The following is a 14,748-nucleotide window of genomic DNA, read 5'->3' as shown; positions in this document are numbered from 1 at the left end:
AATACGTTATTTGGCTAGCATGGCCACTTTCTTTAAAAAGCTATCGCGTAAGTGCTCTTGGTCGTATTCAAGATGATAGGTGTTATGGAAACCTATCTTCAACTCAACGCCATTCCCTCGCATGTAGACGTTGTATCCATCGTAGTCAGAAAACGCTTCTACGCCTTCGTACATCTTGCCGTGTTCCGTTGGCGTTCCATTAGACATGACGGTCTCGTAAGCTTGCAATACTTTGGTCGGGTCAAGGTCATTTTTCATAGCTTGCTCTCCTAGGCTGCACACTTAAAGTATGAGCAGAGGGCGACGAATAATCCAACTCAACCTTTGCGCGATATCAAACTCTTACTGACTATTACTTCGAACGAGTTCCGCGAGCGTATCCAAACGCTGTTGGCTGCTCTTCACGTAAGGGTTATTGGTATCCCAAGCGTAACCAGCCAAGATAGATGAAATCATTGCCTTGATACGTGGATTCGGCGCCTGATAAAAGATGACGTCTTGCAATGTACCTTTATACCAACCTTCAACATACGTGCGGAAAGTGTCCACACCGACCATCAAAGGTTGCGCATATTCTGCATTCCAATCAACAACTTGACCGCCTAACTGTTTCGCTACGCAGTGAGCAGCAAGCTGTGCCGACTTCATAGCAATCGTCACACCGGAAGAGAACACCGGATCCAAAAACTCGCCCGCATTTCCTAAAAGTGCATAACGAGAGGTGGCCAAATGCTTAACGTTGGCAGAGTAGCCTCCCAATTCACCGGCAGGGTTTGGATAGTCGGCGTTGGCCAACAATACCGCCAGTCCTGGTTCTTGATGAGTGATCTGCTTTAACACGTCAAGGTTGTCACCTTGGTAGTTGTCAAAGAACTCAGGTTCACCAACCACACCCAAAGAGCAAGTACCATTGGAAAATGGAATCAACCAATACCAAACGTCATGATTATCTGGGTGAACCGAAATCAATATCTTGTCGCGATCGTACTCGATCGACTCGCCATCAATATTATCAACGACATGAGTAAAGATGGCTTTACGCGCCGGCAGACAAGACGGCTCCTCAAGCTCCAACATACGAGGTAACACTCGGCCAAATCCGCTCGCGTCCAACACAAATTCTGCCTCAATTTGATACTCATCGCCTTGGGCATCTTTGACGGTGAGACGCGAGCCTGAGTCATTAAACGCAATTTGGGTCAGTTCATGTTGATAGCGAATCTCAACCCCTTGCCCCTGTGCGCAGTCAGCCAAGACTTTATCAAAATGGCCCCGCTGAACTTGAAAAGTTGTCCCAGGCCCAGGCGTAAACTTATCAGTGAAGTTAAATTGGGTATAAACACCATTGCGACGAAACGCCGCGCCATCTTTAAACTGGAAGCCTGCATCGCTAACAGCCTGTGTCATGCCGGCCTGCTCGACGACTTCCATACAGGCTGGCAACAAACTTTCGCCAATAGAAAAGCGCGGGAACTGCGCCTTCTCAATAACAATCACATCAATATTTTGCGCAAGGAGTAGCGCAGAGACCGTGGAGCCTGAAGGGCCAGCGCCAATGACAACCACTTGGGTAGATTCTGTTTTCATAGTCATAATATCAAGTTAGACCTTACTACTGCGCTTTCAGCTTAAGTAAGGTATGACCAAGGCCAATATTGTCAGTTCTCTCTTCAATTACTAAGCCTGCCGCGTCAATGATCTCCAAGAAATCATCGCTACGATAGAAGCGGCTGTTGCCGTTCGCAAGGCAAGTGAAATAAAGTGACGTTGCATTCAAGCTATAAGAGGCGGCATCGTATTTCTGCGCATCCCAGAACAGTTCGAGAATGTATACCGAGTCATCCGGGCCAAGTTGTTGCTTCACACGTTGGAGAATACTCAGGATTTCCATCGGTGAGAAACAATCCAAGAATTGACTCATCCACCAGATGTCAGCACGCTCTGGTAATGTTTGCTGTTTATCGAGCATGTTGGCTGGGAATGGGTGTACACGGTCAGCAAAGCCTTTTGCTTTGGCATTACTCATCGCCATCTCTAACTGCTGAGGCAAATCAACAATGGTAATCTCTACCTCTGCATTGTGAGCACAGCACTGCATTGCCCATTTACCGGTATTACCACCGATATCGACGATTTTCTTTGGCTCTGATTTGAACACTTCTTCCAACAGAATCGGGAATGAACGGTCAGAATAGAAATGATCAAATTGGAACCAACTCTCTTTTGCTTTAGCGGGCAAGGTCGATAAGCCTTGGTAAATGGTTTCCCAATCACCTAGCTCTTTTAAGCCAGCTGGTTTACCTTCGGTGATGGCTTCCGTTAAGTGCATCATCGCGGCGTAACAAACGTCAGCGGTAAAATCCATGTTGGCTTTGGTCATGCCATCATGCAAAAGAAAGAAGCCCAAATTGGCTAAACAGTAGTTAGGTTTTTCCCATGTCACGATATGAGCACTAATTGCCATATCCAACAACACTTTAACGCCATATTCAGATACGCCTGTCTGCTCTGCAATTTCAGGGGCACTTAACCCTTTTTTGCCGACTTTATCCAAAGCGGCCAATACGCCTAAATCACGCAAAGTACGCGCAGTATGAAACACGATAGGCGCAAAAGAGAGTTTTTGAGCTTCTGTTTTCGCTTCAAGAGCGTTAAACGGATCATTTTTTTTATGTGACACGGAAAAACCTAATAATTAGTACAACTTAAAAATTTATTGCGCGGCAGCTAAAGACAACTGGCGCTTAATATCAACGTTCAGATTGTTGATCCAACGATTATAATTGCGATGAATTTTGCCATCACTCGCTTTTAAGTTTTCTGAGTTAAGATAAATAATTGAGTAAAACTTTTCATTATATGGAATTTTTACTTCAGCAAAGTGGCTACGAACATGAATTTTTGCATTTAGTTCGTTTGGACTAATTTCTTCGATCACCCAACCACGATTTGACGCCGCCTGCATTATAGCGGACTTCACTTGTTTACTTTGAAGATTATACGCAACTGGAGTATCCTCAACGTTCATTACAGGCTGCACGCGACCACAACCAACAAGTAATAAAGCTAATAAGGCAGAGCTAAGTAACTTAAACGGTGACATAGTAATGATTCCTTTTGTCTTTATATGTAGTTCCGTAATAGTATTTCGCTGTATAACTAACAATTCAATATCTTATGCCACATTCAGACATAAAACTCTCATTTCACATCGACGCTTGGCATGCAAACGCGATCGGTCTATCGACGCAACAAGACTGGCAGAACTGGAGCCAAGATCAGCAATGGCCAACCGAAGGTAAAGCCGAAGTGTCTGCCATCCCTGCAATGATGCGCCGTCGCATGAGCAGTCTGAGTAAACTCGCCGTGCAAACCAGTTTAGAGCTTCTCTCCGAGCATCACGTCGATTATTTGGTGTTTGCCAGTCGCCACGGAGAGCTCGCGAGAAGCGCAAAGCTCATCGAAGACATACTGGCTGGAGAAGAAGCCTCACCGATGGCGTTCTCGCAATCGGTACATAACACGGCGGCAGGCCTTGCCACTATCGCGAGTAAAAAGCCAATCCCTTTAACCTCGATTGCGGCTGGCGACAACACCTTTCAAAGTGCCATTCTCGAAGCTTGGCTTCACTTAGCCAGCCATCCACAAGACAAAGTGATGGTGATTGATTTTGATGAGCCTGTACCCGAAGTGTACCACCAGTACGAGCAGCACAACTATCGAGGCTACGCGTTAGGGTTAGTGTTAAGTGCCGGGAATCAAATATCTGTCGCAACTTCTACGCCACAACCCGATGAGGCACAATTACCGCAAGGGCTCGACTTTTTAGCCAAATATCTAGCGAAAAAGCCGCAATGGTCTGTTTGTTCTCAGCGCCAAACGTGGACATGGCAACGTAATGACTAAGTTGAATCAATACTGGCGAGTAGTCGCCACTGGGTTTTGTTTCAGCGTATTTGGCCTAGGCGGGCTGGGGTTAAGTTTTATCGCCAACCCTTATATTCGCTTAACCAGCAGTAACCAAACTGAGCGGGAATACCGTGTGCAAGGTGCGATTCAACGTAGCTTTGACATGTTTTGTCGCTTAATGAGATTTACGGGTGCGATTGACTACAAAATTGTAGGAGCCGAGAAGCTCAAAGCCGATCGCAACTGTTTGATTGTTGCCAATCACCCTAGCCTTATCGATTATGTACTCATCGCCTCCCAGTTGGAACGCTGCGATTGCTTAGTCAAATCGGCCATTTGGTCGAACCCTTTCATGAAACATATCGTCAAAGGCGCAGGCTATATTCCAAATGAAGCGCCGGACGACTTATTGTCTATTTGCTCAGAAAGATTTGCGCGCGGCAACGTACTTTTGGTGTTTCCAGAAGGAACCCGCACCACTCCTGGTGTAAAATCAAAACTGCAGCGCGGTTCTGCGCAAATTGCTGTACGCACAGAAACGGATTTGCGTTTAATTCATATTAAGGTAACGCCAAGTTTTCTCACAAAAGAGACAAAATGGTATCAAGTACCGCCAACTAAGCCTTTTTTCCACGTCGAAGTTAAGGATAAAGTTGAGGTTAAACCATTTATAGAGCAAACTACGTCACCTACTATTGCGGCTCGACGTCTGCAACAACATTTAAGCGAAACACTCTTTCCAGAAAACCAATAGTTACAAGCAGGTCCCAGTGGAAACATTACACAACGAAATTAAACAACTTATTATTGATGCATTAAATCTTGAAGATCTCACGATCGCAGATATTGAAACTGATGCGCCGCTATTTGGTGATGGACTAGGTTTAGATTCCATTGATGCGCTAGAACTGGGCTTAGCGATCAAGAAACAATACAATATTGTGATCGATGCTGACGACTCAAATACACGTGAGCACTTTGCTTCAGTAAGCAACTTAGCGAAATATATTTCTTCGCAAATCAGTGAATAATTTTTAGGTACTTTCTCATGACAGATGTAAACAAAGAACAAGTATTTAACCAAGTTAAAGACGCACTTGAAGAATTATTTGAGATTGATGCCGCTGATATTGTTCCTGACGCTCACCTATACCAAGATCTTGACCTAGATAGCATTGATGCCGTTGACCTAGTCGTGCACCTGCAAAATGTGACAGGCAAAAAAATCAAACCTGCCGAGTTCAGCACCGTTCGTACGGTAGATGATGTGGTAAACGCAGTCACTGAGCTTCTCAAGGAAGCCTAATGCGACAATTGCTGACAGCGCTGTCTGCCGTTGTCTTAATTGCCTACCCTTTTGCCGTCTATTTCGGCATTGATAATTTCGGACTTTCCATGGTGGGGATATTGCTTATCGCCGCCTTGGCAGCCCGCCTATTCGTGGTTCAACGAAGCAAGCTGAAAGAGCTCAAGCAGGTCGCACAAATTAGCGCGGTGACTGGAATTGTCCTCGTCGCCCTCGGCATCGTCCTTAAACAACATGGTTGGCTGACCTTTTATCCGGTCATCGTCAATCTGTGCATGTTGATTCTATTTGCGATGAGTCTAGGTCAATCGCAGACCATAATAGAACGCTTGGCACGTCTGCAAGAACCAGACTTGCCAGAGAGTGGTGTACGTTACACTCGCAGTGTTACTAAGGTCTGGTGTCTGTTTTTCGTCATCAACGGTGCGATTGCCCTTTATACCTGCTTCCAACCGCTAGAGATTTGGACTTTTTACAACGGCCTTGTGAGCTACCTACTCGCAGGAGCCCTGTTTGCCATTGAATGGATAGTGCGTCAATTTGTGCGTCAGGATTAAAAAATGAGCGTAACTAACCCCCACTTTTGCTCCCTTACCGATTTGCTCAGTGCTCAACGTTCAGCGACCCACCTCGTCGCTTTCTCCGCGCACCAGCAGATAGACTGGGCAACGTTTCAGCGAGAAGTTGAACAAAATCGAAGCTGGCTATCGAACCAACCAGCACAGAGGGTTGCTTTGTGTTTTGCCAATAGCTACCAGTTTGCGATTGCCTTCTTTGCCTGTTGTGTAGCGAATAAATCCCTCGTCCTGCCGGGAAATTACCAGCCTGAAGCCGTCAAAGAGCTAGAAGAGCATTTTGACTTACTGCTTCATGATGATGCGATAGATATTGCTCACTCTGTGACCAGCGCGCAATTAACCGCATTGGCTGAAAACGGACAGGATTTAGAAACCTTACCTTCGCTGACTGCGTTAAATCCGTCCACCATTGCTTTGACTCTTTTTACCTCGGGTTCAAGTGGTAAACCGAAAGCAATTGATAAAACGCTGATTCAGCTCGAAACCGAAATCGCCATTTTAGAGCAGTTATGGGGGGAACGTTTAGGTCCTTCACGCATCGAGAGTACCGTGTCACACCAACACATCTACGGACTGCTGTTCCGCCTGTTGTGGCCGTTGTGTGCTGGGCGAGCTTTCGCGATCGCTAACCTAGAGTTTCCTGAGCAGCTCGTCCATCATGCAGCTGAAAATGTCGCTCTAATCAGTAGCCCAGCCCTACTCAAACGGCTCAATGAAGAACATCAAACCAGTCCGTTAGGGACAGTTTTTTCGTCAGGTGGACCACTGCCTCACAGCGCTGCGACACACAGTAAAGCTCTGTTTGGCCAACTGCCGATTGAAGTATTTGGTAGTACTGAAACGGGAGGAATCGCTTATCGCCAACAGCTGCAAGCCTCGACCCCGTGGCAATTGTTTCCAAGTATTGATGCGGAGCTCAATAACGAAGGCTGTCTTCGCTTAAAATCGGCGCATATCGATGGCGAAAATTGGTACCAAACTGCGGACGAGTGTCGATTCCATGATAAGGTGCACTTTGAGCTGCTTGGCCGTACCGATCGCATCGTTAAGGTTGAAGAGAAACGCATTTCACTTGTCGAAGTAGAAAAGCGCTTGGATCAACTCGATTGGATTGATGAAAGTGCGGTTATTTCAATGCAAGATGGCCAACGTCTGGTGTTGAATGCGGTTATCGTACTGACGCCAGCAGGGCAGCAACACATGTCACAATTGGGTAAGGGTAAGTTTTGGCTGGCATTGCGAAATGAACTGCGTAATTGGCTAGAACCAATCGCTATCCCACGTCGATACCGAGTGTTGAGTGAAATACCGCTCAACAGTCAAGGTAAAAGGCAAGTTGCCGACATAGAGAAACTATTCTGATACTAACGTTTGACTCAGATTTATGGACAAAAGAAAACCGACCATTTTGAATGTTGTTCGCCAAGACAATCACGCCACACTGACTCTGCAAGTGGATAGTGATATTTTGGACTTCAGCGGTCACTTTAACCACTTCCCACTTCTTCCCGGTGTGACTCAGATTGACTGGGCACTGCATTACGCCGTCGAGCACTTAAGCACGCCAAGTGTGTTTAAGGGAATGGAAGTGATTAAATTTCAAGACCCTATCCGGCCCGATGCCCAAGTAACTTTGCAGTTAGACTGGGACAGCAACAAACAAAAGCTCGCTTTTAAATACAGCTCGCAACAAGGCACGGTTCACTCTTCAGGAAAAATGAAGCTAGGTGAGAAAAGTGAGTAGTTACCAAGCCTGCTTCCTCATCCCTTGTTACAACCACGGCAGCACCATCGCGGCCGTGGTGTCGTCGCTTACCCCTTTTCAAATTCCTTTTATCATTGTCGACGACGGTAGCAACGCAGAAACCAAACAAGCATTAGCCCAATTAGAGCCGCTAGAAAACGTTACGCTGCTGACGCTTCCCGAAAACCAAGGCAAAGGTGGTGCGGTAATGGCGGGAATACGCCACGCCAATCAACTCAATTACAGCCATGTGGTGCAATTTGATGCCGACGGCCAGCATGATGTTCAAGCGTTACCTAAGCTTTTGCAAGCTTCTGAACAAAACCCAACTCACCTAATCTCTGGCCAACCTGTGTATGACGAAAGCGTACCTAAATCGCGCTTATATGGCCGATACGCGACTCATGTCTGGGTGTGGATAGAAACCCTCTCCTTTGCCATCAAAGACAGCATGTGTGGTTTTCGCGCCTACCCTGTCAGCTGCACCGTTGACGTGTTGGATAAGTACCAGATTGGCACTCGTATGGATTTCGATATCGAGATTTTGGTGCGCATGTATTGGGAAGGCGTAGAAATAGACTTTGTAGAAACTCGGGTCATCTACCCCGAGGGTGGCATCTCTCATTTCGACGCCTTATGGGACAATGTCAAAATAAGCTGGATGCACACGCGGCTGTTTTTCGGCATGCTGCCGAGAATTCCCAAGCTGTTGGTTCGAAAGGGTAAAACGGGCAACAATGCTCACTGGTCAAAACGCCAAGAGCAAGGCACTATCTTCGGCATCAAACTCATGCTGGCCATATACAGCTTACTTGGTCGAAAAGTGTTTAACTTGATCCTTAATCTGGTGATGCGCTACTACCACCTGACCGGGAGAGAGGCCAAACAGGCGTCTGAGATCTATTTGACGCAGCTGCAAACCTACGCAGAACTCAACGCAATCACCCTACCAGAAAAGCTCAATAGCTATCGTCACTTGCTGTCGTTTGGTCACACCATGCTCGACAAGCTCGCCGCGTGGAAAGGCGATTTTAGCGTCGATAATCTCACCATTCATGGTCAAGAGCAGTTTCAAGACATGGTCGACAATCAGCAAGGTGTGCTTATCCTTGGTTCGCACTTAGGTAATATCGAGCTTTGCCGAGCACTAGGTCGAAGGCATAAAGATATTAAAATCAATGCCCTAGTATTTACTGAGCATGCCGAGCGGTTTAATACCGTCATGAAAGCCGTCAATCCTAACTCTGAGCTCAACCTGATTCAGGTCAGTTCAATGGGGCCAGACACCGCAATCCTGTTACAGCAAAAAATCGAACAGGGTGAATGGGTCGTGATTGTCGGCGACCGAACTTCCACCAGCAAAGAAAGTCGCTCTGTATGGGCCGATTTTTTGGGTAAACCCGCGCCATTCCCGCAAGGTCCATTTATGTTGGCATCGGTATTAAAAGCACCGGTTTACCTTCTGTTTGGCTTACGCGATGACGAAAGTGATGATCCACATTTCAATGTTTATTTTGAGCATTTTAGTGACAAGATTGTCTTACCGAGAAAGGAACGTCAGCAAGCACTAGAAAACGTAGTGCAAAGTTACGCCAACCGACTGCAACATTACACCCTGCAAGCCCCATTGCAGTGGTACAATTTTTTCAATTTTTGGACATTAAGTAATCAGCAAGATGACAACGCAAAACACTAACGCCATCACTTTTGGCGCCCAGGCACTCACGATTGAAGATGTTGTTGCCATTGCGCAAGGCTCGAATGCCGCTTTGAACAACTCAGCAGAGTTCAATGCAAAAATCGACCGTGGCGTCGCATTTTTGGAGCGCTTGCTCAAAGAAGAAGGCGTGATTTACGGCGTCACAACAGGCTATGGCGACTCTTGTACTGTCGCCATTCCACCAGAATTAGTCGACGAATTGCCACTTCATCTAACCCGCTTTCATGGCTGTGGTTTGGGTGACGTGTTAACTCACGAGCAAGCACGTGCTGTACTCGCGACTCGCTTGTGTTCTCTATCGCAAGGTGTGTCTGGTGTTACCCATGACCTCCTCAATCAAATTGTCACCCTGATCAACCAAGACATCGCACCACGTATCCCACAGGAAGGTTCTGTAGGCGCCAGTGGTGACTTGACGCCGCTTTCCTACCTTGCCGCGGCACTGATCGGCGAGCGAGAAGTTTTATATAGAGGTGAAGTGCGCCCAACCGCCGACGTATTCGCCCAACTTGGTATCAATCCGATACAACTGAAGCCAAAAGAAGGCTTAGCGCTGATGAATGGGACATCGGTGATGACCGCCTTAGCTTGCTTGGCTTACAAGCGCGCCGAATACCTTGCGCAACTGTGCACCAAGATCACCGCCATGGTATCAGTGGGGATGCATGGGAATGACTTCCACTTTGATGAGGCCTTGTTTGCGGTTAAACCTCATCCAGGCCAACAGCAAGTTGCCGCTTGGTTACGAGACGACTTAAAGGCCGATCGCCCACCACGTAACAGTGACCGACTTCAAGACCGTTACTCACTGCGCTGTGCCCCTCACGTTATCGGCGTGGTGCAAGATTCTCTACCTTGGCTACGTTCCATGATCGAGAACGAATTAAACAGTGCCAACGACAACCCAATTATTGACGGCGATAACGAACGCGTCCTTCACGGCGGTCACTTCTATGGCGGCCACATCGCGATGGCGATGGACACACTCAAAACGGGTATCGCTAACTTAGCCGATCTACTGGATCGCCAAATGGCTCAGTTAATGGACTACAAGTTTAACAACGGACTGCCATTTAACTTAACCGGAGCACAAGGTGAGCGTAAGCCGATCAATCATGGCTTCAAGGCGGTACAAATTGGTATTTCCGCTTGGACTGCGGAAGCACTTAAACATACGATGCCAGCCAGCGTATTCTCGCGCTCTACCGAATGCCATAACCAAGACAAGGTGAGTATGGGTACCATCGCCGCTCGAGACTGCATTCGAGTGTTAGAACTCACCGAACAAGTCGCCGCAGCGTCACTGCTCGCCAGTGTCCAAGCCGTTGAAATACGCCGCCGTCATAACGAGCTTGATGAACATCACATGAGCGATAACTTGAAAATGATTCGCGATGCGGTGCTCGGTGAGTTTGAGTTTGTCGTCGAAGATCGTCCATTAGAGCAAGATTTGCGTCGCTTTATCGACCGCATCCAACAACGCCACTGGTCGTTGTACCCGGAGGCATAATGGAGCCAGAGATCCACTTTCCTCTCGAAACAGAGGTGACCTTGGTCACCTCATTTCAAGATGCAGACCCGATGGGGGTCATTTATCACGGAAATTACTTCCGCTTTTTTGAAGAAGCACGACGCGTCTTGATGGACAAAATTGACTATGGTTATTTAGCCATGAATGTCTCTGGCTACATGTGGCCGATCATCGACACACGCGTCAAGTACGTCAAAGCCATTCCATTCAACCATTCCATTCGAGTTCACGCGAAGCTCACTGAATGGGAAAATCGCCTACGCATCGATTACGTCATCTACGACGAGGAATCCGGTAAGCGGATGTGCAAAGCTCACACCACCCAAGTCGCCGTTTCGATAAAAGAGCAAGAGATGTGTTTCGCCTCACCAAAAGTATTCACCGATAAAATCGAAAGATGGCATCAAACTGGGAGTATCGAAGGATGAAAAAATGGCTTACGCTGATGCTATTAACGTTATCACCCGTCGCCCTATCACAAGTCACCGATTTAGATTCGCTGCAGCAGCAACTGGCTAAACACGCGACTGTCCGAGGCGAGTTCATCCAATCTCGACATCTTGAAATGTTTGAGCAACCGCTCAGCTCTCAAGGCGCGTTTACCCTAAACAAAAACAGCGGGTTGCTTTGGCAACAGACCAGCCCGTTTCCAGTCAGTTTAGTTCTGACTCAGGACAAACTTCGCCAAACCTTCTCCGGTCAACCTGCACAAACGATCACTGCGCAAGACAATCCGATGGCGTTTTACTTTAGCCACGTTTTCCTTGCCGTATTTCACGGTGATACAGAGCAGTTAAAGCAGCAGTTTACTATCTCGTTTGAGGCGACCGATGGAGACTGGGCACTCGAACTCACACCTAAGCAAGCGCCGCTAGACGCGGTATTCGAACACATCACGTTACAGGGTGATGAAAATATCAATCGGCTTGAATTACAAGAGATTCGCGGCGATAAAACGCAAATTCAGTTCTCTAACCAAACGTCATTTCCAGAGGCCTTAACGGATGCAGAGCAGCAACAATTCAGCTTCTAAGCAGCCAATTCAAGCTCGCACCATTGCGGGGGTATGGTTTGCGCTGGTACTGACATTTGTCGCGCTTTTGAGTCAGCAATGGTTGTTCGCAAGTTCTGCACCAATTGAAACTAATATTCTTAAGCTGCTACCAAAAAACCAGCAAGATCCCATTGCAGAGCGAGCATTTGAAGCCGTCTCCACAAGTATGAGTGACAAGCTTGTGTTCGTTGTCACTACCCAAGAGCGCGAAAATCTTCACCTAGCCGCCGACGCGCTGGCCGAGTCACTCAATCACACGGGTCTTTTTAGCCAAGTCACTGGGCGCATTGACGAAGGGCAGCAAAAACAGTGGGCACAATACTATTATCAGCATCGATTCCAGCAGTTGACCGATGAACAACGTCAAACGCTGACCCAACATCCTCAAAGCCAAGTTCAAAGAGTGGTTCAGGCGCTGTACAACCCGTTTTCAGGCGTTACAGGCCAAGAGCTAAGTGGTGATCCGTTTTTGCTGTTTCGTGACTATCTGGCTCAAGTTTCCCAACAAAGTTCCGCCTTTGCTCTCAACAATGGCTACCTCACCGCCAAAAACGAAGGCGCTGAATATGTTCTGATCACAGCGACATTAAAAGAGTCACCTTACAGTTTTTCGGCTCAGCGCGGAGTCGCAGACATCAGCGCCATAGAGCAAACCTTGGCCAGCCAATATCAAGCAGACATCTGGCACACTGGGGTGCTGTTTTATGCACAATTTGGTAGCGAGAGTGCCAAGTCAGAGATCAGCACCATCGGTCTATTCTCATTGCTCGGTGTCGTTGCACTGCTGATCATTGTTTTTCGTAGCGTCGTCCCTCTCGCGTTAGCCTTGTTGTCCATTTCCGTCGGTTTATTGACCGCGCTCTCTATTACCACTTGGCTGTTTGGTACCATTCACTTGTTTAGCTTGGTGTTTGGCGCCAGCTTGATTGGAGTTTCCATCGATTACGCGTTTCACTACCTAACCGAGCGCCTCGCAGAAGGAGAAAAGTGGCATAGCCAGCGAGCTTTACAACACATCTTTGCTGCAATCACTATGGGTTTGCTGACCAGCTTAATCGGTTATCTCGGCATGTTGATTGCGCCGTTCCCTGGTTTGCAACAGTTGGCGCTGTTCTCTTCGATCGGATTGATTGCGGCTTACATCACCGTGGTGGCTTGGTATCCCTTACTCGCTGCAAAGCCCTCTCAAAACCGAAAGTTGCCGAATCAAGTATTGCTTCAGCGTTGGTTAGCTCTGTGGGCGAAGCCTCATCTTAGAACCTTGCTCCCAATCTGCTGCTTATTGCTCTCGGCCTACCCGCTGAGCCAGCTACGCTACGACGACGACATTCGTCAGTTGCAAGCGATGCCTAAGCAGTTAAAGCAGCAAGAAGACTTCATCGCCCAACTCAGTGGCGTGCGCTCTTCGCAGCAAATGTTGGTGGTGACAGCGGGTAGCGACGAAGCCCTAATGCAGAAGCTCGAGTCACTTGAAACTCCTTTAGCCGCTTGGCAGCAGCAGGGGTTGATCAGCGGTTACCAAAGCTTGGCACAATACGTAAGTTCAAAAACCACCCAACAAGCAGACTTTGAGCTAATTGATGCGTTGTATAACCAGCATGGAGCGACATTGGTAAACCAGCTCAAACTCACCCAGCCACCTAAACTCAACGCAAGCTTCAAACCTGTTTCCTTGCAAGACTACCTAAGCGAACAAGTATCAGAGCCCGTGCGCTTTCTTTACGTTGGGCAGGTCAATGACCAAGTTGCCAGTGTAGTGGTGCTTAATGAGCTGACGCAGACTCAACGCGTCAAAGACTTCGCTGAGCAAGATGCTGACATCCGCTACCTTAACAAGGCGGAAGAAATATCAACCTTGTTTGCCCAGTATCGAGTCAAAGTGATGGAGCTGTTGGCCCTTGCGGTAGTGGCGATCAGTGTGTTGTTAGCCAAGCGCTATGGATTGACACACACAGTGCGAATTGTATTGCCATCGGTGATTGCGTGTATAGCCGGCCTTGCGACTGCGTCAGCGCTTGGTTCAACCCTCAACCTGTTTAACTTGCTGGCGTTAATTTTGATCATCGGGATTGGTATCGACTATACACTGTTCTTTGCCGAGAAAGCGCGCAGCCAAAGTACTTTATTGGCTATTACGCTTTCCGCAATCACAACGCTGCTCTCTTTTGGCTTACTCGCATTAAGCCAAACCCATGCAATTCATAGTTTTGGTATTACGGTACTCAGTGGTATTTTTATCGCTTGGCTGCTATCACCTATAGCAATCAAGTCAGCTTCGGAGACTCAACGATGAATCAGCGCCTATTCAAAAAGGCTAGCGTACTGACCCTGACGGCCGCTCTCATTGCGTGTTCCTCAGCGCCCAAAGAAAGCGCCCCTACTGTAAGCCTCTCGCCAAGCGTATCCGTGACGCTACCGCAACCTAGTGAGTTGGGGTACTCGCTCACAGCCAGTCAACTTATCTCCGCGACTTGGCAAGCCGATCGCACCTCCAAAAGCGAGCAGCTTCCTGTTCATCTACAAGTCAACCAAGATAAGGTAGTGCTGGCAGGTTTTTCATCTTGGGGGACCCGAATCCTATCGCTTGAATATCAAGCATCAAGCATTACAACGGATGTGTTAGCCGGGCTAGAGGGCTCACTACCAAAGCCGGAGCAGGTACTATTTAACCTAATGATCACGCTCTGGCCGAGTTCTGCTTGGGAAGGTCCGCTAAATGAGGTAAGGTGGCGAGTCATTGACACAGAAAATTCTAGAGCTGTGTTTGATAATCACGGACAACAGGTCATCGATATCCGCTACAGCCAAAGCGATAAACTGGCCGGCGATATTGAATTTCATAACCTAACCAGTGATTACGCGATTACAATTAAAACACTGCAATACAACCAAGCACCATAGAACGT

The 14,748-nt window shown here is 47.6% G+C and carries 17 protein-coding genes; 13 read left to right on the top strand and 4 right to left on the bottom strand.

Annotated features, from left to right (window positions below):
* Positions 1 to 6 precede the first annotated feature (6 nt).
* From RH45_RS04680 to RH45_RS04665, 4 genes are all read right to left on the bottom strand, one after another.
* On the bottom strand, positions 7 to 258 hold the full coding sequence (locus tag RH45_RS04680) for a DUF3081 domain-containing protein (RefSeq protein WP_008074365.1): 252 nt from the start codon (positions 256 to 258) through the stop codon (positions 7 to 9).
* Between the two features lie 84 nt (positions 259 to 342).
* On the bottom strand, positions 343 to 1,587 hold the full coding sequence (locus tag RH45_RS04675; protein ID WP_039958187.1) for an NAD(P)/FAD-dependent oxidoreductase: 1,245 nt from the start codon (positions 1,585 to 1,587) through the stop codon (positions 343 to 345).
* Between the two features lie 25 nt (positions 1,588 to 1,612).
* Positions 1,613 to 2,680, bottom strand: a complete 1,068-nt coding sequence (locus RH45_RS04670; protein WP_008074362.1) for a methyltransferase — start codon at positions 2,678 to 2,680, stop codon at positions 1,613 to 1,615.
* Positions 2,681 to 2,713: 33 nt separating this feature from the next.
* The gene (locus tag RH45_RS04665) at positions 2,714 to 3,103 is read right to left on the bottom strand and encodes a hypothetical protein (RefSeq protein WP_008074360.1); all 390 of its coding nucleotides are present in this window, start codon (positions 3,101 to 3,103) and stop codon (positions 2,714 to 2,716) included.
* A gap of 74 nt (positions 3,104 to 3,177) precedes the next feature.
* Between RH45_RS04665 and RH45_RS04660 the strand changes: the two genes are divergently transcribed.
* From RH45_RS04660 to RH45_RS04600, 13 genes are read left to right on the top strand one after another with little or no spacing between them, the layout of a single operon-like run.
* Positions 3,178 to 3,906, top strand: coding sequence for a beta-ketoacyl synthase chain length factor (locus tag RH45_RS04660; RefSeq protein ID WP_039958186.1), 729 nt, complete (start codon positions 3,178 to 3,180; stop codon positions 3,904 to 3,906).
* Positions 3,899 to 4,663 carry a lysophospholipid acyltransferase family protein gene (locus RH45_RS04655; RefSeq protein WP_008074351.1) on the top strand — a complete coding sequence of 255 codons (765 nt, stop codon included), beginning with the start codon at positions 3,899 to 3,901 and terminating at the stop codon, positions 4,661 to 4,663. Before RH45_RS04660 ends, RH45_RS04655 begins: the two co-directional genes overlap by 8 nt.
* A 16-nt stretch (positions 4,664 to 4,679) precedes the next feature.
* Entirely contained in the window at positions 4,680 to 4,940 is a 261-nt protein-coding gene (locus RH45_RS04650; RefSeq protein WP_008074350.1) for a phosphopantetheine-binding protein, read from the top strand.
* Positions 4,941 to 4,957: 17 nt separating this feature from the next.
* The gene (locus RH45_RS04645; protein ID WP_008074348.1) at positions 4,958 to 5,215 is read left to right on the top strand and encodes an acyl carrier protein; all 258 of its coding nucleotides are present in this window, start codon (positions 4,958 to 4,960) and stop codon (positions 5,213 to 5,215) included.
* Positions 5,215 to 5,772 (top strand): COG4648 family protein, encoded by a 558-nt coding sequence (locus tag RH45_RS04640; RefSeq protein ID WP_008074346.1) that lies wholly within the window; start codon positions 5,215 to 5,217, stop codon positions 5,770 to 5,772. The genes RH45_RS04645 and RH45_RS04640 overlap by 1 nt, the downstream gene beginning before the upstream one ends.
* Before the next feature lie 3 nt (positions 5,773 to 5,775).
* The gene (locus RH45_RS04635) at positions 5,776 to 7,155 is read left to right on the top strand and encodes an AMP-binding protein (protein WP_008074345.1); all 1,380 of its coding nucleotides are present in this window, start codon (positions 5,776 to 5,778) and stop codon (positions 7,153 to 7,155) included.
* A gap of 22 nt (positions 7,156 to 7,177) precedes the next feature.
* Entirely contained in the window at positions 7,178 to 7,537 is a 360-nt protein-coding gene (locus tag RH45_RS04630; RefSeq protein ID WP_008074344.1) for an ApeI family dehydratase, read from the top strand.
* Positions 7,530 to 9,233: a glycosyltransferase family 2 protein gene (locus RH45_RS04625; RefSeq protein WP_008074343.1), complete on the top strand. Its 1,704-nt coding sequence runs from the start codon at positions 7,530 to 7,532 to the stop codon at positions 9,231 to 9,233. The genes RH45_RS04630 and RH45_RS04625 overlap by 8 nt, the downstream gene beginning before the upstream one ends.
* Positions 9,214 to 10,767 (top strand): HAL/PAL/TAL family ammonia-lyase, encoded by a 1,554-nt coding sequence (locus RH45_RS04620; RefSeq protein ID WP_008074342.1) that lies wholly within the window; start codon positions 9,214 to 9,216, stop codon positions 10,765 to 10,767. The genes RH45_RS04625 and RH45_RS04620 overlap by 20 nt, the downstream gene beginning before the upstream one ends.
* Positions 10,767 to 11,216 (top strand): acyl-CoA thioesterase, encoded by a 450-nt coding sequence (locus RH45_RS04615; protein WP_008074341.1) that lies wholly within the window; start codon positions 10,767 to 10,769, stop codon positions 11,214 to 11,216. The genes RH45_RS04620 and RH45_RS04615 overlap by 1 nt, the downstream gene beginning before the upstream one ends.
* Positions 11,213 to 11,821, top strand: a complete 609-nt coding sequence (locus RH45_RS04610) for a LolA family protein (protein ID WP_008074340.1) — start codon at positions 11,213 to 11,215, stop codon at positions 11,819 to 11,821. The genes RH45_RS04615 and RH45_RS04610 overlap by 4 nt, the downstream gene beginning before the upstream one ends.
* Entirely contained in the window at positions 11,793 to 14,135 is a 2,343-nt protein-coding gene (locus tag RH45_RS04605; protein ID WP_008074339.1) for an MMPL family transporter, read from the top strand. The genes RH45_RS04610 and RH45_RS04605 overlap by 29 nt, the downstream gene beginning before the upstream one ends.
* Positions 14,132 to 14,743: a DUF3261 domain-containing protein gene (locus tag RH45_RS04600; RefSeq protein WP_008074338.1), complete on the top strand. Its 612-nt coding sequence runs from the start codon at positions 14,132 to 14,134 to the stop codon at positions 14,741 to 14,743. The genes RH45_RS04605 and RH45_RS04600 overlap by 4 nt, the downstream gene beginning before the upstream one ends.
* Positions 14,744 to 14,748: the final 5 nt, after the last annotated feature.

The organism is Vibrio sinaloensis DSM 21326 (assembly GCF_000189275.1).
Taxonomy (GTDB): domain Bacteria; phylum Pseudomonadota; class Gammaproteobacteria; order Enterobacterales; family Vibrionaceae; genus Vibrio; species Vibrio sinaloensis.
The sequence above is the reverse complement of the archived record's forward strand: the minus strand, read 5'-3'. Positions and strand labels throughout refer to the sequence as shown.

Coding starts and splice junctions, on each gene's coding strand:
- RH45_RS04680 (WP_008074365.1), bottom strand. CDS start 258: ATGAAAAATGACCTTGACCCGACCAAAGTATTGCAAGCTTACGAGACC.
- RH45_RS04675 (WP_039958187.1), bottom strand. CDS start 1,587: ATGAAAACAGAATCTACCCAAGTGGTTGTCATTGGCGCTGGCCCTTCA.
- RH45_RS04665 (WP_008074360.1), bottom strand. CDS start 3,103: ATGTCACCGTTTAAGTTACTTAGCTCTGCCTTATTAGCTTTATTACTT.
- RH45_RS04660 (WP_039958186.1), top strand. CDS start 3,178: ATGCCACATTCAGACATAAAACTCTCATTTCACATCGACGCTTGGCAT.
- RH45_RS04655 (WP_008074351.1), top strand. CDS start 3,899: ATGACTAAGTTGAATCAATACTGGCGAGTAGTCGCCACTGGGTTTTGT.
- RH45_RS04645 (WP_008074348.1), top strand. CDS start 4,958: ATGACAGATGTAAACAAAGAACAAGTATTTAACCAAGTTAAAGACGCA.
- RH45_RS04640 (WP_008074346.1), top strand. CDS start 5,215: ATGCGACAATTGCTGACAGCGCTGTCTGCCGTTGTCTTAATTGCCTAC.
- RH45_RS04635 (WP_008074345.1), top strand. CDS start 5,776: ATGAGCGTAACTAACCCCCACTTTTGCTCCCTTACCGATTTGCTCAGT.
- RH45_RS04630 (WP_008074344.1), top strand. CDS start 7,178: ATGGACAAAAGAAAACCGACCATTTTGAATGTTGTTCGCCAAGACAAT.
- RH45_RS04620 (WP_008074342.1), top strand. CDS start 9,214: ATGACAACGCAAAACACTAACGCCATCACTTTTGGCGCCCAGGCACTC.
- RH45_RS04615 (WP_008074341.1), top strand. CDS start 10,767: ATGGAGCCAGAGATCCACTTTCCTCTCGAAACAGAGGTGACCTTGGTC.
- RH45_RS04610 (WP_008074340.1), top strand. CDS start 11,213: ATGAAAAAATGGCTTACGCTGATGCTATTAACGTTATCACCCGTCGCC.
- RH45_RS04605 (WP_008074339.1), top strand. CDS start 11,793: ATGCAGAGCAGCAACAATTCAGCTTCTAAGCAGCCAATTCAAGCTCGC.
- RH45_RS04600 (WP_008074338.1), top strand. CDS start 14,132: ATGAATCAGCGCCTATTCAAAAAGGCTAGCGTACTGACCCTGACGGCC.